Origin of the sequence: Sphingopyxis microcysteis (genome assembly GCF_012274265.1) — a bacterium.
GTDB lineage: Bacteria > Pseudomonadota > Alphaproteobacteria > Sphingomonadales > Sphingomonadaceae > Sphingopyxis > Sphingopyxis microcysteis.
Window position 1 is genome coordinate 439,975 of record NZ_JAANYY010000003.1, and the last position, 24,103, is coordinate 464,077.

The window sequence follows — 24,103 nt, forward strand, 5'->3', positions numbered from 1 at the left end:
TCGAGCGAAGTCGAGACACCCCACGTCATTTCCGGACCGATGGGTGTCTCGACTTCGCTCGACACGAACGGAAACTAAATTGCGTCTTCGAGCATCAGCTTGGCGGTCGCCTTGGCGCTCCCGACCACGCCGGGAATCCCCGCGCCTGGATGCGTCCCCGCGCCGACGAAATAGAGGTTCGAAATCACATCATCGCGGTTGTGCGCGCGGAAATAGGCGCTCTGCCACAGCACCGGCTCGAGACTGAACGCGCTGCCAAGATGCGCCGACAGATCGCGGCCGAAATCGGCGGGGGTGTAATGGAAGCTGGTCGCGAGATTGGCCTTCAGCCCCGGCAGAACTCTGGCCTCGACTTCCTCCAATATCGCATCGGCGAACTGCTGCCCGAACGCACCGTCCCAGTCGACCTTCGTCTTGCCGAGATGCGCGACCGGCGCGAGCGCATAGAAGGTCGAATAGCCCTCGGGCGCCATCGCCTTGTCGGTCGCGGTCGGGTGGTGGAGGTAGAGCGAGAAGTCGTCTGGCACGACGCCATTCTTGTAGATGTCGTCGAGCAGCCCCTTGTAGCGCGGCCCGAACAGGATGCTGTGATGCGCGATGTCGGGATATTCGCCCTTCACCCCGAAATGGACGACGAACAGCGACGGCGACCAGCGTTTGCGCGCCAGCGCCTTCGCCGCCTTTCGCCCGCGCGGATGGTCGCCGAGCAGCGCCGCATAATTGTGCATCATGTCGCCGTTCGACGCGATCATGTCGGCCTCGCCGCGCCAGCCGCTCGCGGTCTCGACCGCGGTCGCGCGGTCGCCCTGCGTCTCGATCTTCGTCACCGGATCGGCAAGGCGGATCGTGCCGCCCAGCCGCTCGAACAAAGCGACCATGCCCGCGACCAGCCGGTTGGTACCGCCACGTGCGAACCACACCCCGCCATCCTTTTCGATCGTATGAATGAGCGCATAGATCGAGCTGGTGCTCATCGGATTGCCGCCGACCAGCAGCGTGTGAAACGACAGCGCCTGCCGCAGCCGCTCGTCCTGCACATAGGAGGAGACGATCGAATAGACGCTGCGCCACGCCTGATATTTCATCAGCGCCGGCGCTGCCTTGATCATCGAGGCGAAGTCGAGAAAGGCCGCCGAGCCGAGCTTGACATAGCCTTCCTCATACACCCCCTTCGAATAGGTCAGGAATTTCTCATAGCCTGCGACATCGGCGGGATTGAGCTTGGCGATTTCGGCGTTCAGCGCCACCTCGTCGTTCGAATAGTCGAAATTCGTCCCGTCGGGCCAGTTCAGCCGGTAGAAGGGCATCACCGGGTCGAGCGTCACGTCGGCGGCCATGTCCTGTCCGCTGAGCGCCCATAGTTCCCGCAGGCACGGCGGGTCGGTGATCACCGTCGGCCCGGCGTCGAACGTAAAACCCTGCCGCTGCCAGTGATAGCCGCGCCCGCCCGCCTTGTCGCGCGCCTCGACGATCGTCGTCGCCACCCCCGCCGATTGCAGCCGGATGGCGAGTGCGAGGCCGCCGAAGCCGGCGCCAATGACGATAGCGGTGCGGGTCATTTCCAGTCCAGTTTTGACAGCGCCGCAAGCGCGCGGCGTACAGATACGGGCGGCTTCCCCGCCAGGATGCGCAACTTGTCGGCGGCGTTCGATCGGCCCGCGTAGAAGCGGGCGATCAGGCCGGGCGCGAGGCCGTAGAAGCGCTGGAATATCCGGTAGCGTTCGTCCGGTTCGGCAGCGCGGAACAGCATCGCACCGAGCATGCGGTAGTAACGCTGGCGGCGCCAGGACGCTGCGGCGCGGGCACGGAGGCGGGGACCGAGGTCGCCGCGGTCGACGAGCGCGGGCAGCGCTGCCGCCGTCCGCACCGCATCGGGGAGCGAATAGCCGGTCATCGCGTGAAATACCCCGGCGCGCGCGCCGATCCGCCCGACCCGGTCGATCGGCGGCCACAAGCGGTCGAAATCGCCTGCCACGACGACGGGCAGGACGCCGGTCTCCTCGCGCGTCACCGCGGTAACATTCCATTGGCGAAGCGCGGCATAGGCTGCGATGCGGCCCCGCACCGCGGCGACGTCCAGATCGGCGTCATTGCTGTAATAAGTGTCCTCGACAAAGATCGTCTCGGCATCGAAGGGGAGCAGATAGACAAAGCGATAGCCGTCGAGCTGCTCGACGGTTGCGTCCATCACCACCGGCCGATCAATGCCATGTCCGCCCTCGACGGTCAGTGCCTGCCCGACGAATTTCTGCCAGCCGCAATCGAGCATCGATGTCTTGCCGGTGCCGCGCGCGTCGATGACGTGCTTGGCCGACAATCGCCCGCCGCGCGCGAGCAGCACATGGTCGGGCGCGACATGTTTCGCCTTATTGGCAATGATCCGCCCCGCGGGCAGCGCCGCGGTGACCGCTTCGGCGAGCGCTTCGCCAGTGATGCTTTTGTAGCCCATGCGGACCCGGCGCTCGCGTTCCGGAAAGGCGACATCATAACGGTCCCAATGATAGCGGACGAGCGGCGCGACGAGCCAGCGGTCGCGCTTGGCAATGTCGCTGTCGAAGAAAGACCAGATGTGGTTGCCGCCGATCGCATCGGGTTCGATCAGCCGCACGTCGAGCTTCGGTCGTTTCGCCGCGAGCGCCAGCGCCGCAAGCCCGCCGGCCAATCCTCCGCCGACGATAGCGATGTCGCAAAAATCGGGTTCGGGCGCGATCATTGCCTCGCCCTAGCCCCCACGCGCGCGGCCCGCTAGAGGAGTCGCATGGCGGCGATCATTTTCTCGGCATTGGCAATGACGGCGATCGTCGGCGTCCGCTATCTGCTCAGCAGCGGCGGATTCGCGCTGGCGACGCGGCTCAAACATCCCGGTCTCTATCGCGGTCTGGAACCACAGATGCGGCGCGAAGTGGGCTGGAGTCTGGCCAGCGCCGCGATTTACGGGATCCCGGCGGGCATCGTCGCCTGGGGGTGGCAGACGCATGGCTGGACGCGCATCTACACAGACGTCGACACCTTTCCGCTCTGGTATCTGCCGGTCAGCCTGCTCGCCTATCTGCTGCTCCACGACACATGGTTTTACTGGACGCACCGCTGGATGCACCGGCCCGCGCTGTTCCGCATCGCCCACGCCATCCACCACGACAGCCGCCCGCCGACCGCATGGGCGGCGATGAGCTTTCACCCGATCGAAGCGATCACCGGGGCGGTGGTCATCCCAGCGCTGGTGTTCCTGATCCCGATCCATGTCGCGGTGCTGGGACTGGTGCTGACGATCATGACCGTGATGGGGGTCGGCAATCATATGGGGTGGGAAATGTTTCCGCGCGCGCTCGTTCATGGACCAGTCGGGCGGTGGCTGATAACGGCGACGCATCACGAGCAGCATCACGCCGCTTACCGGGGGAACTATGGCCTTTACTTTCGCTTCTGGGACAAGCTTTGCGGCACCGATATTGGGCTTGGCGATTTTGCCGCTGCTCACCGCCGCCGCGCCGCCGTCAACGCCCAGCGTTGAGGTCAGCGTCAGTGGTCTGCGCAACACCAAGGGGCAATTGCTGGTCTGCCTGACCGCCAATCCCAAGGCTTTCCCCGATTGCAGCAAGGACAAGGCGTCGGTGCGCATGGCGGTGAAGGCCGCGAATGCCGGTCATTTCAAGGTCGCCGCGCCCGCCAACGGCACCTATGCGATCGCCGTCGTCCACGACGAGAACAGCAACAACAAAATGGATATGGCGCTGTTCCTGCCCAAGGAAGGCTTCGGCTTTTCACGCAATCCCGCGATCGGCATGGGCGCGCCCAAGTTCAATTCGGCCAGCTTTGCGGTGACCGGCGACACGCGGCAGACGATCAAGATGAAATATATGCTGTAATGCGGCGGCGTCCATTTTGGGGTGGAGAGCGAACTTCAATGCTGAGGGCCAATTAATATCAAAACTAGCGCACCAACCACACCAGTGCCGATGGTTACCCAATATGCAAAAGGTCGTCGAATGCCCTCATTGCGCCTTACTGTAGGCAGTCTGGCGAAGATGAAAAATGCGACAACGAGCAGGGCCAGAAGAACCCAATTGTCAAAGCCTTGAAACAGCCGCCACCCAAAAAACCGATTTGCTAAGGCAACTATAAATGCCGTCAACCATACGCCACAGATGATGCGCTCATTGACGGTGGGTGGACTTGGATCCCATTCAAACGCGCTCTGAGTCATAATCGTAGATTACGGGGAACTACACGCGCACGCAATGTCAGCTTCCAGTCAAAACCGGCCAAAGCGTTTTTCATCGTGTCGCCACCTCGCACAAGCCCACCCATGCACGCCCGATTGTCGCGGCCTCGCCGCATCGCTATGGGAGCGCATGTGACCGCGCTCCTCCCCCGCATCGCCGCTTTCGCCGACCGCTGGCCCAAGCTTGTCGCCCTTGCGCTCGGCGCCGTTTCGGCAACGGGTTTTGCGCCGCTCCACCTCTGGCCGCTGACCCTGCTCGCGCTCGCAGTCTGGATGGTACTGGTGGCGCGCAGTACCAAAGGCTGGCGGACGTTCGGGATCGGCTGGGCGTTCGGGGTCGGGCATTTTGTCGTCGGACTGAACTGGATCGCGACCGCCTTCACCTATCAGGCGGCGATGCCCGCATGGCTGGGGTGGATCGCGGTCGTGCTGCTGGCGCTGTATCTGGCGGCGTATCCGGCGCTGGCGGCGTGGGGGACTTGGGCGATGACCAAATTCGTCGCTCCCGCGAAAGCGGGGGCCGCTGGCGGTTTACACCGCAGTGAAGGCCCAACGCCGACAGCGGCCCCCGCCTTCGCAGGGGCGACGCTGTCCTTCATCTTCGCCTTTTCCGCGCTGTGGACGCTGACCGAATGGCTACGCAGCTGGGTCTTCACCGGCTTTGCGTGGAATCCGCTCGCGGCGGTCCTCGGCCCCACCCTTATTCCCAACATCTTCCTGCCGAGCGTCGGAACATATGGACTCGGTGCATTCGTGATCCTGCTGGCGGTTTGGGCGACCTATGCAATCGCTTACGTCGGGACGTTGTCGCGCGTGACGTGGCCGAAGTCCGGGACATGGATCGGCCTCGGATTCTTTGCCCTCTTTGTCCTCCCAGTCATCGTCGCCACTCTCTTTCCCGCTATACTCGGCAGATCCCCGCGAGCGGAGGAAGGCATCCCCATCACCGTCGTCCAGCCCAATGTCGGGCAGGCCGACAAATGGGTCGGTGCCAAGGCCGACGCCAATTTTGCCAAACTCGCGCGGTTGACTGCGCCAAAGGACGACACCCCGCGCCTGATCCTGTGGCCCGAAGCGGCGGTGCCCGACTATCTCGAATGGGGCTATCCCGCGGTCTATTACGACCGCTCGCCCGCCGCGGCGCGCGTGCGCCTGACCGCGCTGATGAACCCCGATGATGTGATGCTGCTCGGCGCGCTCAAGCTCGAACTCGACCAACAGGGCGACGTGGTTGGCGCGCGCAATGCGGTGATGACCGTCCGTGCCGACGGCACCCTTGGGCCGCGGTACGACAAGGCGCATCTGGTGCCTTATGGCGAATATCTGCCGATGCGTCCCGTGCTGTCGGCGATCGGCCTGTCGCGCCTCGCCCCCGGCGACATCGATTTCTGGCCCGGCCCGGGACCGCGCACCCTCGACCTTGGCGCCTTCGGCCGCGCGGGGCTGCAAATCTGTTACGAGATCATCTTTTCGGGGCAGGTCGTCGACCGCGACCACCGCCCCGATTTCATCTTCAACCCGTCGAACGACGCGTGGTTCGGCAGCTGGGGTCCGCCGCAGCATCTGGCGCAGGCGCGGCTGCGTGCGATCGAGGAGGGGCTCCCCGTCATCCGCGCCACCCCGACCGGGATCAGCGCGGTGATCGACGCCGACGGTCGGGTGCGCGAATCGCTGCCGATGCACGCCGCGGGACGGATCGACACGACGATCCCGCCCGCCCATGCCCCAACGCTGTTCGCACGTTATGGTAATATTCTGCCGGTCGGATTTGCGCTGCTATTGCTTGCCGCGGCCATTGCCTTTCGCCGCCGCGGACGCTAACAGCACGCCACATAAAGCTTCCTTTATATTCAATCCCCAAAAGGCTCCCCGATGCGCAACAGCTTCCTCTTCACCTCCGAAAGCGTGTCCGAAGGACATCCCGACAAGGTGGCCGATCAGATCAGCGATTCGATCGTCGACCTGTTCCTGTCGAAGGATCCCGAAGCGCGCGTGGCTTGCGAAACGCTGACCACGACGCAACTCGTCGTGTTGGCCGGCGAAATCCGTTGCAAGGGCGTTTATGAAGATGGCGCATGGGCGCCGGGGGCGCTGGAAGAGATCGAAGCCACCGTCAGGAAAACGGTGAAGGACATCGGCTACGAGCAGGATGGCTTCCACTGGCAGACCTTCCGTTTCGAGAATAATTTGCATGGCCAGTCAGCGCATATCGCGCAGGGGGTGGATGAAAGCGGCGACAAGGATGAAGGCGCGGGCGACCAGGGCATCATGTTCGGTTACGCGTCGGACGAAACCCCCGACCTGATGCCCGCGACGCTCGACTACAGCCACAAGATCCTCGAGCGCATGGCTGCTGACCGGAAGGCGGGTGTTGCGCCTTTCCTGGAACCCGATGCGAAGAGCCAGGTTACACTGCGTTACGCGAACGAGCGCCCGGTCGAGGCGACAGCCATCGTCGTATCGACGCAGCATGTCCCCGGCTATTTCTTCCATAACGGCGAAGGCGACGAAGCGCGATACATCGAACTGCGCAAATATGTGCTTGGCGTGATCGCCGATGTGCTGCCCGCTGAGCTGCTCACCGCCAACACGGTCTATCACATCAATCCGACCGGCCGCTTCGAAATCGGCGGCCCCGACGGCGACGCGGGCCTCACCGGCCGCAAGATCATCGTCGACACCTATGGCGGCGCATCTCCCCACGGCGGCGGCGCGTTCAGCGGCAAGGATCCGACCAAGGTCGACCGTTCGGCGGCCTATATCACCCGTTACCTCGCCAAGAATATCGTCGCCGCGGGCCTCGCGCGCCGCTGCACGATTCAGCTCAGCTACGCGATCGGCGTCGCCGAGCCGCTGTCGATCTATGTCGACCTGCACGGAACCGGCACCGTCGAGGAAGGCCGCATCGAAGCCGCGATCCCGCAGCTGGTGCGCCTGAGCCCGAAGGGTATCCGTACCCATCTGGGACTCAACAAGCCGATCTATAAGCAGACCGCCGCCTATGGTCATTTCGGCCGTACCGCCGACGGCGACGCCTTCCCGTGGGAGCGCACCGACCTCACCGACAAGCTGAAGGCCGCGCTGGCCGCCTGACCGCGATCGGGGGCGCTTGCCGCCCCCGTGTTGCGCGGCTAGGGGCGCCGCATGACTGCTTATAAATCTGGCGATCCGACGACGATCAACCGCCTTTATGGCCGATCGAAGGGCAAGCCGCTGCGCGCCGGGCAGCAGGAGTTGGTCGATACTTTGTTGCCGCAGATCGCGGTGCCGGATGCTGGCGAAGTTTCCGCGCAGCGTCTGTTCGGACAGCCATGTCCGCTGCATTTCGAAATCGGCTTCGGCGGCGGCGAGCATATGGCGGCGCGCGCCGACATGCTGCTCGATCATGGCTTTATCGGCGCCGAACCGTTCATCAACGGGGTTGCGCAGGCGCTGGTCCATGTCGCCGGCGATCATGGCGCGAAACTGCCGCTGGGCAATGTCCGCATCCACCATGGCGACGCGCTGGAGGTGCTGCAGCGCATCCCCGACGGCGCGCTGAGCTTTGCCTATCTGCTCCACCCCGATCCCTGGCCCAAGGCGCGCCATGCCAAGCGGCGGATGATGAATGACGGCCCGCTCGACCTGATCGCAGCCAAGCTGAAGCCCGGCGGCGAGTTCCGGTTCGGCACCGATCACCCGATCTATCTGCAACATGCGCTGATGGTCATGCGCCGCCACCGCCACCAGTTCGAATGGCTGGCGAAGGACGCATCGGATTTCCAGAACCGCCCCGGCGGCTGGCCCGAGACGCGCTACGAAGCCAAGGCGCGGCGGCTGGGGCACGAGGTCTGGTATTTCCGTTACCGGCGGCGCTGATCACCAAATTCGCGACGCACATACAAATGGGGCGGCCTCGTTATGAGTGCCGCCCCAGTTTAGTGGAACCGTCGGGGAGAGGGAGAGGACGGTCCGGAGATTGGTGTCAGTCTGTCTTAGCGCGAAGCCATGCGGCTTTCGGTTTCGACTTCGGCGACGCCGGCAATCTTGAGCGCGGCGCGGAACTGCTTGGCGGCGGCGCGTTCATTGCCTGCTTCGCACAGCTTCTTGCCGGTCGAAACGAAGCGCTTGGCGCTCGCCTGCTTGCCGCCTTCGACGCCGGTTGCGGCGACATGGGCCTGTTCGGCGAGGCCGGCGCAGCGATAGTCACCGCCCGACTGGGCATAGGCGGGGGTTGCGGTTGCCATCAGGCCGGTGAACGCCAGCGCCGAGGCGGCGACAATGGCGAAAGCGGCAGGAAAGCGGCGGAAAGAGGAGATCTGATAGGCCATGGGAGAGATTCCTTTCGTTTTGTTGTGCAACCTTTTTAGGCGCGGTTGCGCAGATAGATAATCCTCTATAATCTGCAAGTGCTTTGAAGCAGGATTTAACAATCCCCCATGGGGCGCTCGACGGGATCGAAGCTTTCCTGCGCGTCGCGGCAAGGCGCAGCTTTTCCGCCGCCGCCTCCGATCTCGGGGTATCCCCATCGGCGATCAGCCAGACGATCAAGGGGCTGGAAGCGCGTGTCGGCGCGCCCTTGTTTATGCGCACGACGCGCAGCGTCGGGCTGACGCAGGCGGGCGAGATGTTTTTCGAGCGCGCCGCCCCCGCCTATTCGGGACTAGCCGAGGCCTATGAAGCCGCCCGCAACCTGGGCAACCGGCCCGCCGGACGGCTGCGCATCAACCTGATGCGCGGCGCGATCCAGCCGATGTTCGAGCCGATCCTGGCGGGTTTTTGTGACGCGTACCCTGAAATCGAGCTGGAAATCTTCGGCGATGACGGCCTGAGCGACCTGAGCGCCGGGGGCTTCGATGCCGGGGTGCGGATGGGCGAATCGCTCGACGCCGATGTGATCGCGGTGCGGCTGACGTCGCCGTTCCGTTTCACCGTCTTTGGCGCTCCGAGCTATTTCGAGCGACATGGCCGTCCCCGCGATCCGGCTGACCTGCGCCATCACCGCTGCGTCCGGTTGCGGCTCGCGAGCGGGGGATTGCTGCCCTGGTCGTTCATGGAGGGCAATCGCGAAGCCGAAGTGCCGGTGACCGGCCCGGTGATCGTCAACGAGCAATCGGCGATGATCATGGCGGTGCGCAGCGGCGTCGCGCTGGGCATGACCGCCGAACCGGTGCTCAAGGAGCATGTCGAGCGCGGCGAACTGGAGGTCGTGCTGGGTGAACGTGCCGTGTCGACCGCGGGGCTGTTCCTCTATTACCCCAGCCGTAAGCAGGTGATGCCAAAATTGCGGGCATTCATCGACTATGCGCGCGATCATCTGCCCGACGACCTGAGCCGCTGACCCGCCGCCGACCGCTCCATTGGGCGCGCAAACAAATCCCTTCATCGGCAGCAGAAAAATTGGACTCGCATCGCGCGCCGAATCCCGGCAGCAGGTTGTCAACTAAAAGGGTTGGGATGATTTGATGAGCGAATTTTTTGCGACGATCGACTTTACCGCCCTTCTGCCCTTCATCCTGATTGGCTTTGCCGCGCAGCTGGTCGATGGCGCGCTGGGCATGGCGTTCGGCGTGATCTGTAACACGCTACTCGTCGCAGTCCTTGGTGTACCCCCGGCGACCGCGTCCGCGCGCATCCATGTCGTCGAGATTTTCACGACCGGCGCGTCGGGGCTGAGCCATTTGTTCCACCGCAACATCGACTGGCCGCTGTTCTGGCGGTTGTTGATTCCGGGCGTGATCGGCGGGGTGCTGGGCGCCTATGTCCTGACCTCGCTGCACGCCGATGTCGTGAAGCCTTTCGTCCTTGGGTATCTGGTGCTGATCGGCGTGTGGCTGCTGGTGCGCGGCCTGCTTTACCCGCCGAAAATCTCGAAGCCGAAGGTCGTTGCCCCGCTGGCGGTCGTCGGCGGCTTTCTCGACGCCGCGGGCGGTGGCGGCTGGGGACCGGTCGTGACGTCGAACCTGCTGGTCCAGGGCGGCGAACCGCGCAAGATCGTCGGCACCGTCAACAGCGTCGAGTTTTTCCTGGCCGTTGCGGTATCGGTCGCGTTTATCGCCAATCTGGGGTTCGAGGAAATCCTGGGCCCGACATTGGGCCTGATCATCGGCGGCGTCGCCGCAGCGCCGCTGGGCGCCTATATGGCCAAGCGCTTTTCGCCCAAGGTGATGCTGGTGATGGTCGGGGTGGTGTTGACGGCGACGAGCGCCTTCGGGCTGTATCGGGCTTTGATTTGATAGAGCCGTCGGTTACGGGACGATGATCCTCCCTGTCGCGCAGCGATGGGGAGGTGGCAGCGCGAAGCGCTGACGGAGGGGCGATGACGCTGGCGACGCGGCCCCTTCACCATTCGCTTCGCGAACGGTCCCCCTCCCCATGGCTTCGCCACAGGGAGGATTTGGCATTCGCTACCCGTTGGCCCGCCAACCACTCAATTCGCCGGCTTCGTCTCGTCGATCTTTTCGACCCACTCCGGGTAAAAGCTCGGCTCGCGCGCCGACCAGCCGGGGGCGGTTGCGGCGGCTTCGCTGATCGACTGGAGCAGCAATCGCCGCTTGTCGGGATGCAAGTGCGGCAGCGAGGCGGCGGCGCAGAAGGCGCCGGGCAGCCAGGGCCGCGCATGCGCGCCGAGCAGCCGTTCGTAAAGGAAGCGATAGGAGGCGAAGCCTGGCAGCCGGTCCTGCCCGAGGTCAAACGCCGACACCGCGACCAGCGGCGCCATGAAACCTTCGAGCGCGTCGAGTCCGCTGTCGTCGGGGATATGGGCGCGAATGTCGGTGATCCGCTGATAGACGCGCGTTTGGACGCGGATCGCGGTTTCCTCGACCATATCGCGCGACCAGCGCGCGATCGCATCTTCGCGTTCGAGCCCAATGTCGAGCGAGCGGCGGATGTACCGCTGCGTCGCCGCAGGGAAGCCTGCAAATTCCTTGATTTCCGCAATCGACAGATCACCGGCTGCCGGTCCCGAACGCGTCGCCATGGTCATGCTCCCGCACGGCGCCCGGGGAGCCATCCCCCCGGAGGCCTGCAACCGACAATCTGCCACGAAAAGGGTTAGTGGCAGGTTAACCATGATGTCGGCGACCGTTCAGCAAGCGTTGGGGCGTTGCGCGGCGCCGCGAGCAGGCCTAATCAGCGTGCATTCAAAACAGAACACGCAGGACCATCATGTCGCACGCACCGCAGCCGGTCATTTCCGCAACCGGCCTGTTCACCCCCGCCGAAGCGATCTCCAACGAAGAACTTGTCGCCAGTTTTAACGCATATGTTGCGCTGCACAATAGCGAAAACGCGTCGGCGATCGCAGCGGGCGAGGCGCCCGAACTGACCGAATCGAGCGTCGAGTTCATCGAGAAGGCAAGCGGCATCGGTTCGCGCTTCGTCGTCGACAAGGCCGGCATCCTCGACCCCCGCCACATGGCGCCGCGGATCGCCGAGCGCAGCAACGACGAACTTTCGATCCTGGCCGAAATCGGCGTCGCGGCGGCGAAGGATGCACTCGCGCGCGCCGGGCGTGACGCGGGCGACGTCGATGCGGTGCTGTGCGCAGCGTCGAACATGCAGCGCGCCTATCCGGCGATGGCGGTCGAGATTCAGGACGCGCTCGGCATCGACGGCTTCGGGTTCGACATGAATGTCGCCTGTTCGTCGGCGACCTTCGGAATCCAGACCGCCGCCGACTATATCCGCGCGGGCCACGCCCGTAGCGTGCTCGTCGTGAACCCCGAAATCTGTTCGGGGCATCTGAACTGGCGCGACCGCGACAGCCATTTCATCTTTGGCGATGTCGCGACCGCGATTCTGGTCGAAGACAAGGCGATCGCGCCCGTGGAGCATTGGGACATCCTCGGCACCAAGCTCAAAACTCAGTTCAGCAACAACATCCGCAACAACTTTGGTTTCCTCAACCGCGGCCACGGCGGGATCGACCAGTCCGGGCCGAAGTCCGACAAACTGTTCGTCCAGGAAGGCCGCAAGGTGTTCAAGGAAGTCGTGCCGATGGTCGCGAACATGATCGTCGAGCAGATGGAGGTGCTGGGGCTGGAAGGCGGCGACATGCGCCGCCTGTGGCTGCATCAGGCAAACACCAACATGAACCGGCTGATCGCACAGCGGGTGCTGGGACATGAAGCGAGCGAGGACGAGAGCCCGACGGTACTCGACACCTATGGCAATACATCGAGCGCGGGGTCGATCATCGCTTTCCACCTCAACCATGAAGACATGGTCGCGGGCGACACGGGGCTGATCTGTTCGTTCGGCGCGGGGTATAGTGCGGGGACGGTGTTCGTTCGCAAGACTTGAGGCGTGAGTAGCCCTTCACTCGTCATTGCGAGCGGCGAAGCCGCGCGGCAATCCAGAGTGGCGTAAGCCGCCCTGGATTGCTTCGCTTCGCTCGCAATGACGAGAAGGCCCGTTCTACGGCACAAATGTCGTGAACAAGTAGATCGCGAACAGCATCAGGTGGATCACACCCTGCAGCACGGTGGTGCGACCGTTCGCCAGCGTCTGTGACGCGACGATCAGCGACAGGAACAACAGCACGGTCGATTTGGCGTCAAGGCCGAGGCTGATCGGCAGGTCAGTGATGATCGACAGCACCGCGACCGCGGGGATTGTGAGCCCGATCGTCGCAAGCGCCGACCCCAATGCAAGGTTGAGGCTCGTCTGGAGCCGGTCGGCCTTGGCGGCGCGCACCGCAGCGAGGCCTTCGGGCGCGAGGATCAGCGCCGCGATCAGCACGCCGAGTACCGCGGGCGGCGCGCCCCAATCGGCGAGCAGCGCGCCCATCACCGGCGACAGATTCTTGGCGAGCAGCACCACCGCAACGAGGCTGGCAAGCAACAATGCGCCGGAGATCGCCGTGCGCTGCAAACTCGGCGGTTCGGCATGCGTGTCGGGCACGCCGTCGCCGTCGATGTCGATATCCGCATCGGGCAGAAAATAGTCGCGGTGGCGGACGGTCTGGACCAACGCGAAGGTGCCGTAGAGGATCAACGACACCACCGCGACGAAGCCGAGCTGGGTCGCGGAATAGAAGGGGCCGGGAATGCTGGAGGTGAAGTTCGGCAGCACCAGCGTGACGACGGTGAGCACGGTCAGCGTCGCGAGCGCGGCGCCGATGCCGGTACGCTGGAACCGCTGCTCGTGATGACGAATCGCACCGCTCAAAAGACAGAGACCCATCAGCAGATTGATGATCACCATCACCGCCGCGAACACCGTGTCGCGCGCCAGCGTCTGCGCCTTTTCGGGTTCGGCCTGCATCAGCGTCAGGATCAGCCCGACCTCGATCACCGTCACCGCGAGCGCGAGGATGAGGGTGCCGAAGGGCTCGCCGACGCGGTGTGCGATAACCTCGGCATGGTGGACCGCCGCGACGACGGCGCCCATCAGGATGATCGCCACCATCCACGCGTTGAGCGGCATCGCGAGGCTCGCCATCGCGGCGATGAAGCCGAGGATCGGGAAGAGATCGTTGGTGCGGTCGGCGAGGCGGAGTTTGGAGGTCATGGGCTTTTATTGCAGCAGGGTAGGCGCCTGACCACCCTTGATTGGCCGAATAGTCGCCGTAGCCCTGAGCCTGTCGAAGGGCGCCTCTCCGAGAAACGCCCTTCGACAGGCTCAGGGCTATGGTTTAGACGTGCGTCAGTGCGACCGCACCGGCAGTCCCGCGGCGGCGAGGCGCGCATGCGCCTCGGCGATCGTCGCTTCGCCGAAGTGGAAGATGCTCGCGGCGAGCACCGCGCTCGCGCCGCCCTCGATAACACCGGCGACCAGATGGTCGAGGTTGCCGACCCCGCCCGACGCAATCACCGGCACGCCGACCGCATCGGCGATCGCGCGGGTGAGCGCGAGGTCGTAGCCGTCCTTGGTGCCGTCGCGGTCCATCGAGGTGACGAGCAGCTCGCCCGCACCGAGGCTAGCGAGGCGGACGGCATGCTCGAGCGCGTCGATCCCGGTCGGCTTCCGCCCGCCATGCGTGAAAATTTCCCAACGGCCTTCCGCGACCCGCCGCGCGTCGATGCTGCCGACCGCGCACTGGCTGCCGAAGCGATCGGCGATGTCGGCGACGAGTTCGGGGCGCGCGACCGCCGCACTGTTCACCGCGACCTTGTCGGCGCCCGCGAGCAGCAGCGTGCGGGCGTCGTCGGCGCTGCGCACCCCGCCGCCGACGGTGAGTGGCATGAAGCAGACCTCGGCGGTACGGCTGACCATGTCGAGCAGGGTACCGCGGCCTTGGTGGCTGGCCGAAATGTCGAGAAAGCAAAGCTCGTCGGCGCCCGCCGCGTCATACGCGCGCGCGGCCTCGACCGGGTCGCCGGCATCGCGCAGGTCGACAAAATTGACGCCCTTGACGACGCGCCCGTCGGCGACGTCGAGGCAGGGGATGACGCGGACGCGGACAGTCATGAACCAAGCCTCCCAACCCCGTTCGTGTCGAGCGAAGTCGAGACACGCCGAACGATAGCGCCCAGCCAGGACGTGTCTCGACTACGCTCGACACGAACGGAACGGGGGATGTTTCTCATCACCGCCCCACCGCAATCGCTTCGGCCAAGTCCAGCCGTCCGTCATACAGCGCGCGGCCGGTGATCACGCCTTCGATCCCGTCCGCCACATGCGGGCGCAGCGCATGGACGTCGTTTATGTCGGCGACGCCGCCCGATGCGATCACGGGAATATCAACCGACCGCGCGAGCGCCACCGTCGCCTCGACATTGCAGCCCTTGAGCAGCCCGTCGCGCCCGACGTCGGTGAACAGCAGCGCGGCGACCCCTGCATCTTCGAATCGCCGCGCAAGATCCTCGACCCGCACGTCCGAAACATCGGCCCAGCCCTCGGTCGCGACCATCCCCTCGCGCGCGTCAACCCCGACGACAATCCGTCCGGGCAGGTCGCGAGCGGCCGACTTGACAAATTCGGGGTCCTTGAGCGCCGCGGTGCCGATGATCACGCGATCGACGCCGAGCGCGAGCCAGCGGTCGACGCCTGCGCGGTCGCGAATGCCGCCGCCGACCTGCACCTTGCCCGGGAAAGCCGCGATGATGCGCTCGACCGCGCCGCCGTTGACGCTGGCGCCTGCAAAGGCGCCGTCGAGGTCGACGACGTGGAGGTGGGTCGCGCCTGCATCGGCGAACAGCCGAGCCTGCGCCGCCGGATCGTCGCCATAGACGGTCGCGCGGTCCATATCCCCCTCGGCCAAGCGCACCACCTGCCCGCCTTTAAGGTCGATCGCGGGAAAAATGGTCAGGGCCGCCACTGGATGAACCTTTCAAGCGTTGCGAGGCCGTAGGCCTGGCTTTTTTCGGGATGATATTGGACGCCGACGATATTGTCCTTTGCCACCGCGGCGGTGAACGTCGCGCCGTGGCGGCTGGTGGCGGCAACGTCGATGGTGTCGGCGAAATAATAGCCGTGGAGGAAATAGGCCTCGCCCGCCACGATCACCGGATGCGGCGCCACCGGCACGACGTCGTTCCAGCCCATGTGCGGGATGCGGAGACCCGGCGCGGGGTCAAAGGCGCGCACGGTACCGCCGATCCAGCCAAGCCCCGCGTGCCGCCCATGCTCCTCGCCCGCGTCGGCGAGCAATTGCATGCCCACACAGATGCCGAGGAACGGCGCGCCGTCGGTCCGGACGCGGCGGTCGATCGCTTCGACGAGGCCAGGGATTGCGGTCAGCCCGTTCATGCAGGCAGCAAACGCGCCAACGCCCGGCAGCACGATGCGGTCGGCCCTGGCGACGGTATCGGGATCGGCGGTCACCGCCACATCGGCAGCACCCGCCGCGACGAGCGCATTATGCACCGAGCGAAGATTGCCCGCGCCATAGTCGATCAGGGCGATCGTCACTGAATTCCCCTCCCGCTTGCGGGAGGGGTAACGGAGCTTACCAGCTTGCTCGCTAGCGCAGTGGGGTGGGCAGCGGAAGCATTGCCCACCCCGCTGCGACTAGCGAACAAGTTCGCAAGTCTCGCTGCCCCTCCCGCTTGCGGGAGGGGGGGTGTCACAGCACACCCTTCGTGCTGGGGATCGCGTCGCCCTTGCGCGGGTCGATTTCGACCGCCTGGCGCAGCGCGCGCGCGAGCGCCTTGTACATGCTTTCGGCGATGTGATGGTTGTTCTCGCCATACAGCATTTCGATGTGCAGCGTGATCCCCGCGGCCTGGGCAAAACTGTGGAACCAGTGCGGGAACATCTCGGTGTCCATCTCGCCGAGCCGCGGCTGCGAGAAGCTGGATTTATAGACGCAGTGCGGGCGCCCCGAAATGTCGAGCACGCAGCGCGTCAGCGTTTCATCCATCGGCGCGTGCGCCTCGCCATAGCGGGCGATGCCGCGCTTGTCGCCGAGCGCCTTGGCGACCGCCTCGCCGAGCGCGAGCGCGCTGTCCTCGACCGTGTGATGCTGGTCGATGTGGAGATCGCCCTTCACCTGCATCGAGATGTCGATCAGCGAGTGGCGCGACAATTGTTCGACCATATGGTCGAGGAACCCGATGCCGGTCGAGACGGCATAATCGCCGGTGCCGTCAAGATTGACGGTTATGGCGATGTCGGTTTCCTTGGTCGTGCGCTGGACGGTGGCGGTTCGCATGGACTGCCCCATAGCAGCCACTTTTCACCATGCAAGGCGACTCTCCCCCCTTGACCCATCGGTTCCGCCCGTTCATCCCCCTGCCCCATGACCGATGACGTTCGCGACAGCCTGATTCCCTATGACGAAATCGTGCAGGACGCGCTGCGCGCCGTGGTCGGCCGCGTGCTGCGCCAGATCGAGGGTTATGACAGCCTGCCCGGCGAGCATCATTTCTATATCACGTTCAAGACGCAGGCGAGCGGGGTGTCGATTCCGGCGCATCTGATCGCGAAATTTCCCGACGAAATGACGATTGTGCTGCAGAACCGCTTTTGGGATTTGAAGGTCGCCGCCGATCATTTCAGCGTCGGCCTGTCATTCAACCAGACGCCGTCGATCCTGACGATCCCCTATGCCGCAATCACCGCCTTCGTCGATCCGTCGGTCGATTTCGGGCTGCAATTCCAGGTTAGCGACGACGAAATCAGCGCACCCGAACCGCATGACGAAGCCGACAACGACCGCCCCGACATGGCGAGTGAGGACGGGTCGAACGTCGTGACCGTGGATTTCGGCAAAAGGAAATAGAGGGGCCAGGCTCCGCCCGTAACGCCTTCGAGGTTTGAGGCGATTTTGTTCAGGGCGAGGAAGCGAGGCGTAGGCATATGATTATATTCCAAGGCTCGCTGACGCGGCCATGGACAAAATCGGTCAAATCCCGAAGGGACGACGAAATGGCTTCGATCTCGAGTTTGCGTGGCCTGACGGTTAGAACCACTAACCGCTGCGGCCACCCAAACCCGATATCTTCGCCATTTCGACGCCTCGAAGGCGTTACGGGCGGAGTCTGGCCCTGATGACACCGCGATGGCCCCCCAGCCGGTTCTGGCAATATTGGGCGCTTGCGGGAATGCTGGTCCTGACCGCTGCCTTCTGGTGGAGCGTCGAGGGCTTTACCCTGTTCGAAGAAGCGACGTCGCGCGGTCAGATCGCCGATGGATTGCTGCGCTTCAGCCTGTTGATCCTGACCCCGATGCTGGTGATCGTCTGGCTGATCGCGGCGTGGATGCGGCACCGCGTCGGCGAAACGGGATATTGGAAGATGCTGGGCCTGGTCGCGATGATCTGGGGCGGGTCCGTTCTGGTGATGCAGTTGCTGGTCGGATGAGCACGCGAACGGAAAGCGACAGCATCGGCGCGATCGAGGTTCCAGCCGAAGCCTATTGGGGGGCGCAGACCGAACGCAGCCGCCACAATTTCGCTTTCCCCGCCCATGAACGCATGCCGTTGCCGATCGTCCATGCGCTCGCCCGGATCAAGGCCGCGGCAGCGCGGGTCAACCGCGCGCACGGGCTGGATGCCGGGCTGGCCGACGCAATCGCCGATGCGGGCGATGCGGTCGCGGCGGGGCAATATGACGATCAATTTCCGCTCGCCATCTGGCAGACGGGCAGCGGCACCCAGTCGAACATGAACGCCAATGAGGTGATCGCAGGCATCGCCAACGAAAGGCTGGCGGGCACGCGCGGCGGCAAGACGCCCGTCCACCCCAATGACCATGTCAACATGGGCCAGTCGTCGAACGACAGCTTCCCGACTGCCATTCATGTTGCGGTGGCGGTGGAGACGACCGCGCGGCTGCTACCCGCGCTGACCCGACTGACCGACGCGCTGGCCGCCAAGGCCGACGCCTGGCGCGACATCGTCAAGATCGGTCGCACCCATTTGCAGGACGCGACGCCGCTGACGCTGGGGCAGGAATTTTCAGGCTATGTCGCGCAACTGATCGCGTGCCGCGCGCGGATCGAGGGCGCGCTCGCGCACAATGTCTGCAAGCTTGCGCAGGGCGGGACCGCGGTCGGCACCGGGCTGAATGCACCCATCGGCTTTGACGCCGCGATGGCGGCGGAACTCAGCCGCGCGACGGGGATCGCGTTCGAACCGGCGCGCAACAAGTTCGAGGCGCTGGCGTCGAACGATGGGCTGGTCTTTTTTTCGGGCGCGCTCAGCACGCTCGCCGTCGCACTGACCAAGATCGCCAACGACATCCGCCTGCTCGGCTCAGGCCCGCGCGCGGGCCTCGGCGAGCTCGAGCTGCCCGCGAACGAGCCCGGCAGCTCGATTATGCCCGGCAAGGTCAACCCGACCCAGTGCGAGATGCTGACGATGGTCGCAGCCCAAGTGATCGGCAACCATCAGGCGGTCACCGTCGGCGGTATGCAGGGGCATCTTGAACTCAATGTGTTCAAGCCGCTGATCGGCGCCAATGTGTTGCGATCGATCGACCTGCTCACCATCGGCATGGCAGGCTTCACCGAGCATTGCGTTGTCGGGATCGAGCCCAATCGGGCGCGCATCGACGAGCTGATGAGCCGATCGCTGATGCTGGTCACGGCGCTGGCGCCCGAAATCGGTTATGACAAGGCGGCGAAGATCGCGAAGCACGCGCATGAGAGCGGCGGTACCTTGAAGGAGGCCGCCCTCGACCTCGGCTATGTCGATGCCGCGACGTTCGACCGGCTGGTCGATCCGCGAACGATGCTGGGGCCGGAACCCAACCCCCTGTCCGCGGATTGAGAGGGGAGAAGGAGATATGGGCATGATCGGCAGGATCGTAGGCGGCGTGCTGGGCAGCGCCATCGGCAGGCAAAAAGGCAATCACCCGGTCGCGGGCGCCGTGATCGGCGCGGGCGCGCTGTTCGCGGCGCGGCGATTGTTCCCGCAACGCTATGCCGCGCTCGCAGCGACGGTTGCCGCGGGATACCTCACCAAGAAATGGGCCGAGCGCGCCGAAGCGCGGCAGGCCGCGGAAAAGGCGCACGCCGCCGATCCGCAGCTGGCGCAGGCGGGCGTGGTCGACAGCTATGCCGGTACCGCGGGTCCGGCGCCCGATGGCCAGACGATGGGTGACGCATTGCCGCCCGCGATTCCGATCGACGATGAGCGGCCGACCGCCATCCACTGACGGGTGAACCGGTACCTTGTCATCGCCGCTACGAGCTGTATTGCATAGATAATACACAGGCGGAACGGGGTGGCAAATGATACGGAATCGATGGGTTTTGGCGATGCTGGCGAGCGTCGCCGTCGGCAGCGCGGGTTCGGCGAACGCACAAGCGCCAGACGCCGATCCGCCGTTGGCCACCGCCGCCCCGTCGGCAGAAGATCAGGCGTTTGCCGCCGATTTCGAGCGTTTTCTGGATCGGGCGATGGCGCGCTTTCCGTCGATGCCCGCGATATCGGTCGCGATCGTCCATCGCGGCGTGCCCGTGTTCGTCAACGCAAAGGGGCGCGCCGATGTCGAAGCGGGCATTGCCGCAACGCCCGACACGCCATTCTATATCGCGTCGTCGACCAAAAGCTTCGTCGGCACCGCCTTGGCGCTGCTTGATGCGCGCGGGACGATCGACCTCGACTGGACGATGCGCGAGCTGGCGCCCGATATCGCCTTCGCCCCCGACGTTCCCGCTGACAAGATCAGCTTGCGCGACCTGCTGGCGCATCGCCACGGCCTTGCGGGCGACGCGATGGCGTTCCGGCTCGCCTATAGCGGCGAATATGATGACGCGACGCTGCTCCGCTTGCTGGCGCAGATCAGGCCCGATCCCGACACCCCGCCGGGCAGCTTCCGCTATGGCAATATCGGGTACAATATCGCCGCGCTGCTGGTCGAGCGGCGCATCGGGCGGCGGTGGCAGGACATCGTGCAGGACGAACTGCTCGCGCCGCTGGCGATGACCGAAACCCTGACCGAAGGGCTCGCCGAGCGCCGCGGAGCGCCCGTTGCGGCACCCTATCGCGGCGGCGAGCGCCTGTATCTGGTCAAGGACGATCGCACGATGCATGCCGCCGGCGGCATGTATGCGAGCGCCAGCGACATGGCGCGCTGGCTGACGCTCCAACTTCAGGACAGGGGAGAATTGGCGCAAGCGGCAACGACGGCGCGGGCGCCGGTGGCGGCGCTTGATGGCGCTTTCGGGCCGTTTCGCCGGACCGGCTATGGGCTCGGCTGGTACGCCGGGCCTTATGCGGAGCAGACGCTGTACCACGCCTTTGGCTCGTTCGTCGGTGCGCGCGCGCATGTGTCGGTGCTGCCCGCTGCGGGGCTGGGGGTTGCAGCGGCGACCAATGACGAGGGCGCGGGGTTTCGGATCGTCGACCTCGCCGCGCTCTACACCTATGACTGGTACCTCCACGGCGCCGCGCACGCCGAGGCCAAAGCGGCGGAGCAAATCGAAACCCTCGCCGGACAATGGGCGCGGCAGGTCGAAAAGGTCGCGGCGCAGCGCGCCGAACGCGCCGCGCGTGCTTCGACGCTCACCTTACCCGCCGCCGCTTATGCCGGCGATTATTGCAACGCCGATTATGGTACGATCGGCGTCACGCCGCAGGGCGCGCGGCTCGACCTGACGATGGGCCGCCTGCATGCGGCCGCCGAACCCGGCGAGGCGCCCGACACGATCCGCGCCGAACTGATCCCCGGCCAAGGCGAGGAACTTCGCTTTGTCGTCGCGAGCGGCGTGGCGACCGCGATCGAGGCGTTCGGCAGCCGGTTCGATCCGTGCATCGACAGCGGTGGATCGGCTAAGCGCCCGCCTGCCATTCCTTGATCGCCTCGACCGGAGAGACGAGCATGAGGACGTTGAGGGTCAGATTGTCGCGGATCGTCCACAGGGTGAAGAGCTCGAAGGCGACCGCGATGATCAGCGTGACCCACCAGCGCATCCGGCTGGCGGCGAGGAAGCCCGCGATCATGAACAGCGCGTCGCTGACCGAATTGAGGATGGAGTCGCCGCTGTAGCCGAATGCCATCGTCACCTCGCGGTAGCGGTCGATGATGATCGGCGAGTTTTCGAGGATTTCCCATGCGGCCTCGATCCCGATCGCCAGCGCGAGCAGGATCCAGAGCGGCTGGCGCGGCAGCAGCCAGCGACCGAGGCCGTAGAAGATGAAGCCGTGAATGATGTGGCTGAAGCTGTACCAGTCCGAAATCTGCTGGCTGTTCTGATCGGATTGCACGACGCCGTGCCACAGGCTGATCGTGCCGCACGGGCAGATCGGCGGGCGGCCCATCGCGAACAGGATCGCGGTGAAGACCGCGAGCAGGCCCGCGGCGATAATCCAGCCCGTTCGTGAAATCCCCGCCATATCGCTCCCCCTTGACCGCCGCCGCTACCCGCGCGAATAGCGCGCATGGCTGATAGCGTCCATCTGAACCGCCGCGGCGTGTTGTTCGTCCTCTCCTCGCCGTCGGGCGCGGGCAAGACCACCATCTCGCGCATGATGCTCGATGCCGACAGCGACATCGCGCTGTCGATCTCTGCCACCACCCGCCCGCCGCGGCCCGGCGAGGTCGACGGGGTGCATTATCATTTCGTCGATACCGAGACGTTCAAGAAGATGGCCGCCGACGGCGAATTTCTCGAATGGGCGCATGTGTTCGGCCACCGTTACGGCACGCCGCGCGCGCCGGTCGAGGAATTGCTGGCCGCGGGCAAGGATGTGCTGTTCGACATCGACTGGCAGGGCGCGCAGCAGCTCTATCAGGAGGCTGGCCCCGACGTCGTGCGCGTTTTTGTGCTGCCGCCGACGATGGAAGAACTCGAGCGGCGGCTGCGATCGCGCGGCACCGACAGCGACGCGGTGATCACGGCACGGATGGAGCGGGCGGCGAACGAGATCAGCCATTGGGACGGCTATGATTATGTGCTGATCAACGAGAATGTCGACGGCTGTTTCGACGAGGTCCGCGCGATCCTGCGCGCCGAGCGGCTGAAGCGGCGGCGCCAGATCGGGCTGATCGGTTTTGCGCGCGACCTGATCCGGTCGGTGCCGGATGCGGACAAGAAGCTGTAGATAGTGGGTCGTCGCCCCCGCGCAGGCGGGGGCCGCTACCGGCCTTGTCCTTCGTCGCTGCGTAAACCTTCAGCGCCCCCCGCCTTCGCGGGGGCGACGCTCAAGCGGGCTGCGCCAGCTTCGCCTCGAGTTCCGCCACCATCGCCGCGCGCAGCGGTTTGGCCTGACCGTCGGTGCGGCATACGACCACGGTGTCGCAGGTCGCGATGCAGCGGCCATTCTGGAACATCGCCTGGACGATCGTCCAGCTCGAGGTGCCGAGGCGGCCAATGCCGGTCGCGATCTCGACCGGATCGGGAAAATTGCCCTCGGCCAGATAGTTGATCTCGACCGCCGCGACCATCGTGCGTTCGTTGGCGGGGCGCTCGCCGAGCGGGCGCACCTCGCGGTTCAGAAGCACGCGGCCGCTTTCGAACAAGGCGGCAAAGGCCACATTGTTGAGGTGGCCGTTGATGTCCATGTCCTGAAAACGCGTCTGGAATTCGGTGCAGACGGGGTAGCTGGCGGGGTTCAGCCGCCAGCTCTCCGGTTTCGCCATATCAGCGCGGGCCCATACGGATGCCGCCGTCGAGGCGCACGTCCTCGCCGTTGAAATAGCCGTTCTCGATCATGCAAAGCGCGAGATTGGCATATTCGGCGGGGTTGCCGAGGCGCTTCGGGTTGAGCACCGAGGCGCCCAATGCGTCGCGGACATTCTGCGGCGCGCCGGCGAGCAGCGGGGTGTCGAAGATGCCGGGCAGGATCGTGTTGACGCGGATATTTTCGTTGCCGAGGTCGCGCGCGATGGGGAGGGTCATGCCGACGACGCCGCCCTTCGACGCCGAATAGGCCGCCTGGCCGATCTGGCCGTCTTCCGCAGCGACCGACGCGGTGTTGACGATCGCGCCGCGCTCGCCGTCTTCCATCGGGTCAAGCGTCATCATGCCCGCCGCCGATTTGGCGATGCAGCGGAAGGTGCCGACGAGGTTGATCTGGATGATCCAGTTGAACGCATCGAGCGGAAAATGCTTGATGCTGCCGTCTTCCTTCGAGCGGCTCGCGGTCTTGATCGCGTTGCCGGTGCCGGCGCAATTGACGAGGATGCGCTCCTGCCCGATCGCTTCGCGCGATTTGGCGAAGGCGGCGTCGACCGATGCGTCGTCGGTGACATTGCATTCGCAGAACACGCCGCCGAGCTCTTCGGCGAGGGCTTTGCCCTTTTCTTCCTGCAGGTCGAAGATCGCGACCTTGACGCCCTTTGACGCGAGCAGGCGCGCGGTCGCGGCGCCGAGGCCCGAGGCGCCGCCGGTGACGACGGCGGATACGGTGGAATCGAGTTTCATGAGAGGCTCTCCTTAAAGCCCCTCCCCTTCAGGGGAGGGGTTGGGGTGGGGTTTCGCGGCGTAGAGCAAGGCCGATGGACCCCACCCCGCTGCGACTAGCCAGCAAGCTGGCAAGTCTCGCTGCCCCTCCCCTGAAGGGGA

26 protein-coding genes are annotated in these 24,103 nt (G+C 65.0%); 14 read left to right on the plus strand and 12 right to left on the minus strand.

The window, feature by feature from the left end; translation table 11 throughout:
- Positions 1-74: 74 nt before the first annotated feature.
- Complete coding sequence (locus tag G9408_RS09910) at positions 75-1,559, minus strand: phytoene desaturase (RefSeq protein ID WP_168453841.1); 1,485 nt, start codon at positions 1,557-1,559, stop codon at positions 75-77.
- Positions 1,556-2,713, minus strand: coding sequence for a lycopene beta-cyclase CrtY (gene crtY, locus G9408_RS09915; protein WP_168453842.1), 1,158 nt, complete (start codon positions 2,711-2,713; stop codon positions 1,556-1,558). Before crtY ends, G9408_RS09910 begins: the two co-directional genes overlap by 4 nt.
- Positions 2,714-2,758: 45 nt before the next feature.
- Here crtY and G9408_RS09920 point away from each other — a divergent pair, with 45 nt between their 5' ends.
- From G9408_RS09920 to trmB, 5 genes are all read left to right on the plus strand, one after another.
- The gene (locus G9408_RS09920) at positions 2,759-3,511 is read left to right on the plus strand and encodes a sterol desaturase family protein (RefSeq protein ID WP_168453843.1); all 753 of its coding nucleotides are present in this window, start codon (positions 2,759-2,761) and stop codon (positions 3,509-3,511) included.
- Positions 3,456-3,866, plus strand: coding sequence for a DUF2141 domain-containing protein (locus G9408_RS09925; RefSeq protein ID WP_235957667.1), 411 nt, complete (start codon positions 3,456-3,458; stop codon positions 3,864-3,866). The genes G9408_RS09920 and G9408_RS09925 overlap by 56 nt, the downstream gene beginning before the upstream one ends.
- 488 nt (positions 3,867-4,354) lie before the next feature.
- Positions 4,355-6,043: an apolipoprotein N-acyltransferase gene (gene lnt, locus G9408_RS09930; protein WP_408021869.1), complete on the plus strand. Its 1,689-nt coding sequence runs from the start codon at positions 4,355-4,357 to the stop codon at positions 6,041-6,043.
- Positions 6,044-6,094: 51 nt separating this feature from the next.
- Positions 6,095-7,315 (plus strand): methionine adenosyltransferase, encoded by a 1,221-nt coding sequence (gene metK / locus G9408_RS09935; protein ID WP_168453845.1) that lies wholly within the window; start codon positions 6,095-6,097, stop codon positions 7,313-7,315.
- 51 nt (positions 7,316-7,366) lie between these two features.
- Complete coding sequence (gene trmB / locus G9408_RS09940; protein WP_168453846.1) at positions 7,367-8,080, plus strand: tRNA (guanine(46)-N(7))-methyltransferase TrmB; 714 nt, start codon at positions 7,367-7,369, stop codon at positions 8,078-8,080.
- A 116-nt stretch (positions 8,081-8,196) separates the two neighbouring features.
- Here the strand turns inward: trmB and G9408_RS09945 are convergent, their stop codons facing one another.
- Entirely contained in the window at positions 8,197-8,532 is a 336-nt protein-coding gene (locus tag G9408_RS09945) for a hypothetical protein (protein WP_120215213.1), read from the minus strand.
- Between the two features lie 83 nt (positions 8,533-8,615).
- On the opposite strand from G9408_RS09945, the gene G9408_RS09950 reads away from it, so the two are divergent.
- Entirely contained in the window at positions 8,616-9,542 is a 927-nt protein-coding gene (locus tag G9408_RS09950; RefSeq protein WP_168453847.1) for a LysR substrate-binding domain-containing protein, read from the plus strand.
- 124 nt (positions 9,543-9,666) lie between these two features.
- Positions 9,667-10,437, plus strand: coding sequence for a sulfite exporter TauE/SafE family protein (locus tag G9408_RS09955; RefSeq protein ID WP_120215211.1), 771 nt, complete (start codon positions 9,667-9,669; stop codon positions 10,435-10,437).
- 194 nt (positions 10,438-10,631) lie between these two features.
- On the opposite strand, the gene G9408_RS09960 is transcribed toward G9408_RS09955, so the two are convergent.
- Positions 10,632-11,183 (minus strand): hypothetical protein, encoded by a 552-nt coding sequence (locus G9408_RS09960; RefSeq protein ID WP_168453848.1) that lies wholly within the window; start codon positions 11,181-11,183, stop codon positions 10,632-10,634.
- Between the two features lie 188 nt (positions 11,184-11,371).
- Between G9408_RS09960 and G9408_RS09965 the strand changes: the two genes are divergently transcribed.
- Positions 11,372-12,508, plus strand: coding sequence for a beta-ketoacyl-ACP synthase III (locus G9408_RS09965; RefSeq protein ID WP_168453849.1), 1,137 nt, complete (start codon positions 11,372-11,374; stop codon positions 12,506-12,508).
- A gap of 114 nt (positions 12,509-12,622) precedes the next feature.
- Here G9408_RS09965 and G9408_RS09970 read toward each other — a convergent pair whose 3' ends face one another.
- The 5 genes from G9408_RS09970 to hisB form a co-directional block, all read right to left on the minus strand.
- The gene (locus tag G9408_RS09970) at positions 12,623-13,717 is read right to left on the minus strand and encodes a calcium:proton antiporter (RefSeq protein WP_120215208.1); all 1,095 of its coding nucleotides are present in this window, start codon (positions 13,715-13,717) and stop codon (positions 12,623-12,625) included.
- 135 nt (positions 13,718-13,852) lie between these two features.
- Positions 13,853-14,617, minus strand: a complete 765-nt coding sequence (hisF, locus tag G9408_RS09975; RefSeq protein ID WP_168453850.1) for an imidazole glycerol phosphate synthase subunit HisF — start codon at positions 14,615-14,617, stop codon at positions 13,853-13,855.
- 118 nt (positions 14,618-14,735) lie between these two features.
- Positions 14,736-15,467 carry a 1-(5-phosphoribosyl)-5-[(5-phosphoribosylamino)methylideneamino]imidazole-4-carboxamide isomerase gene (hisA, locus tag G9408_RS09980; protein WP_168453851.1) on the minus strand — a complete coding sequence of 244 codons (732 nt, stop codon included), beginning with the start codon at positions 15,465-15,467 and terminating at the stop codon, positions 14,736-14,738.
- Positions 15,455-16,060, minus strand: a complete 606-nt coding sequence (hisH, locus tag G9408_RS09985) for an imidazole glycerol phosphate synthase subunit HisH (protein ID WP_168453852.1) — start codon at positions 16,058-16,060, stop codon at positions 15,455-15,457. Before hisH ends, hisA begins: the two co-directional genes overlap by 13 nt.
- A gap of 154 nt (positions 16,061-16,214) precedes the next feature.
- On the minus strand, positions 16,215-16,802 hold the full coding sequence (hisB, locus tag G9408_RS09990) for an imidazoleglycerol-phosphate dehydratase HisB (RefSeq protein ID WP_168453853.1): 588 nt from the start codon (positions 16,800-16,802) through the stop codon (positions 16,215-16,217).
- Positions 16,803-16,889: 87 nt separating this feature from the next.
- Between hisB and G9408_RS09995 the strand changes: the two genes are divergently transcribed.
- The 5 genes from G9408_RS09995 to G9408_RS10015 all read left to right on the plus strand — a co-directional run bounded on the left by G9408_RS09995 (position 16,890) and on the right by G9408_RS10015 (position 21,394).
- A complete protein-coding gene (locus G9408_RS09995) occupies positions 16,890-17,372 on the plus strand; it encodes an SspB family protein (protein ID WP_168453854.1) in 483 nt (160 codons plus the stop codon).
- 268 nt (positions 17,373-17,640) lie between these two features.
- Positions 17,641-17,952, plus strand: coding sequence for a hypothetical protein (locus G9408_RS10000; RefSeq protein ID WP_168453855.1), 312 nt, complete (start codon positions 17,641-17,643; stop codon positions 17,950-17,952).
- A complete protein-coding gene (gene fumC, locus G9408_RS10005) occupies positions 17,949-19,361 on the plus strand; it encodes a class II fumarate hydratase (protein WP_168453856.1) in 1,413 nt (470 codons plus the stop codon). The genes G9408_RS10000 and fumC overlap by 4 nt, the downstream gene beginning before the upstream one ends.
- Before the next feature lie 22 nt (positions 19,362-19,383).
- Complete coding sequence (locus G9408_RS10010; protein WP_235957669.1) at positions 19,384-19,749, plus strand: hypothetical protein; 366 nt, start codon at positions 19,384-19,386, stop codon at positions 19,747-19,749.
- Between the two features lie 76 nt (positions 19,750-19,825).
- The gene (locus G9408_RS10015) at positions 19,826-21,394 is read left to right on the plus strand and encodes a serine hydrolase domain-containing protein (RefSeq protein ID WP_168453858.1); all 1,569 of its coding nucleotides are present in this window, start codon (positions 19,826-19,828) and stop codon (positions 21,392-21,394) included.
- On the opposite strand, the gene G9408_RS10020 is transcribed toward G9408_RS10015, so the two are convergent.
- A complete protein-coding gene (locus tag G9408_RS10020) occupies positions 21,369-21,932 on the minus strand; it encodes a DUF2585 domain-containing protein (RefSeq protein ID WP_168453859.1) in 564 nt (187 codons plus the stop codon). The two genes, G9408_RS10015 and G9408_RS10020, sit on opposite strands and share 26 nt — an antisense overlap.
- A gap of 45 nt (positions 21,933-21,977) precedes the next feature.
- On the opposite strand from G9408_RS10020, the gene gmk reads away from it, so the two are divergent.
- On the plus strand, positions 21,978-22,640 hold the full coding sequence (gene gmk, locus G9408_RS10025) for a guanylate kinase (protein ID WP_168453860.1): 663 nt from the start codon (positions 21,978-21,980) through the stop codon (positions 22,638-22,640).
- A 100-nt stretch (positions 22,641-22,740) separates the two neighbouring features.
- On the opposite strand, the gene G9408_RS10030 is transcribed toward gmk, so the two are convergent.
- A complete protein-coding gene (locus G9408_RS10030; RefSeq protein ID WP_168453861.1) occupies positions 22,741-23,178 on the minus strand; it encodes an acyl-CoA thioesterase in 438 nt (145 codons plus the stop codon).
- A gap of 1 nt (position 23,179) precedes the next feature.
- Positions 23,180-23,962: an SDR family NAD(P)-dependent oxidoreductase gene (locus tag G9408_RS10035; protein ID WP_168453862.1), complete on the minus strand. Its 783-nt coding sequence runs from the start codon at positions 23,960-23,962 to the stop codon at positions 23,180-23,182.
- Positions 23,963-24,103: the final 141 nt, after the last annotated feature.

Coding starts and splice junctions, on each gene's coding strand:
- G9408_RS10015 (WP_168453858.1), top strand. CDS start 19,826: ATGATACGGAATCGATGGGTTTTGGCGATGCTGGCGAGCGTCGCCGTC.
- G9408_RS10020 (WP_168453859.1), bottom strand. CDS start 21,932: ATGGCGGGGATTTCACGAACGGGCTGGATTATCGCCGCGGGCCTGCTC.
- G9408_RS09960 (WP_168453848.1), bottom strand. CDS start 11,183: ATGGCGACGCGTTCGGGACCGGCAGCCGGTGATCTGTCGATTGCGGAA.
- crtY (WP_168453842.1), bottom strand. CDS start 2,713: ATGATCGCGCCCGAACCCGATTTTTGCGACATCGCTATCGTCGGCGGA.
- gmk (WP_168453860.1), top strand. CDS start 21,978: ATGGCTGATAGCGTCCATCTGAACCGCCGCGGCGTGTTGTTCGTCCTC.
- G9408_RS09995 (WP_168453854.1), top strand. CDS start 16,890: ATGACCGATGACGTTCGCGACAGCCTGATTCCCTATGACGAAATCGTG.
- hisF (WP_168453850.1), bottom strand. CDS start 14,617: ATGACTGTCCGCGTCCGCGTCATCCCCTGCCTCGACGTCGCCGACGGG.
- fumC (WP_168453856.1), top strand. CDS start 17,949: ATGAGCACGCGAACGGAAAGCGACAGCATCGGCGCGATCGAGGTTCCA.
- G9408_RS09955 (WP_120215211.1), top strand. CDS start 9,667: ATGAGCGAATTTTTTGCGACGATCGACTTTACCGCCCTTCTGCCCTTC.
- G9408_RS10000 (WP_168453855.1), top strand. CDS start 17,641: ATGACACCGCGATGGCCCCCCAGCCGGTTCTGGCAATATTGGGCGCTT.
- G9408_RS10035 (WP_168453862.1), bottom strand. CDS start 23,962: ATGAAACTCGATTCCACCGTATCCGCCGTCGTCACCGGCGGCGCCTCG.
- G9408_RS09970 (WP_120215208.1), bottom strand. CDS start 13,717: ATGACCTCCAAACTCCGCCTCGCCGACCGCACCAACGATCTCTTCCCG.
- hisB (WP_168453853.1), bottom strand. CDS start 16,802: ATGCGAACCGCCACCGTCCAGCGCACGACCAAGGAAACCGACATCGCC.
- G9408_RS10030 (WP_168453861.1), bottom strand. CDS start 23,178: ATGGCGAAACCGGAGAGCTGGCGGCTGAACCCCGCCAGCTACCCCGTC.
- metK (WP_168453845.1), top strand. CDS start 6,095: ATGCGCAACAGCTTCCTCTTCACCTCCGAAAGCGTGTCCGAAGGACAT.
- G9408_RS09965 (WP_168453849.1), top strand. CDS start 11,372: ATGTCGCACGCACCGCAGCCGGTCATTTCCGCAACCGGCCTGTTCACC.
- G9408_RS10010 (WP_235957669.1), top strand. CDS start 19,384: ATGATCGGCAGGATCGTAGGCGGCGTGCTGGGCAGCGCCATCGGCAGG.
- G9408_RS09920 (WP_168453843.1), top strand. CDS start 2,759: ATGGCGGCGATCATTTTCTCGGCATTGGCAATGACGGCGATCGTCGGC.
- G9408_RS09910 (WP_168453841.1), bottom strand. CDS start 1,559: ATGACCCGCACCGCTATCGTCATTGGCGCCGGCTTCGGCGGCCTCGCA.
- trmB (WP_168453846.1), top strand. CDS start 7,367: ATGACTGCTTATAAATCTGGCGATCCGACGACGATCAACCGCCTTTAT.
- G9408_RS09945 (WP_120215213.1), bottom strand. CDS start 8,532: ATGGCCTATCAGATCTCCTCTTTCCGCCGCTTTCCTGCCGCTTTCGCC.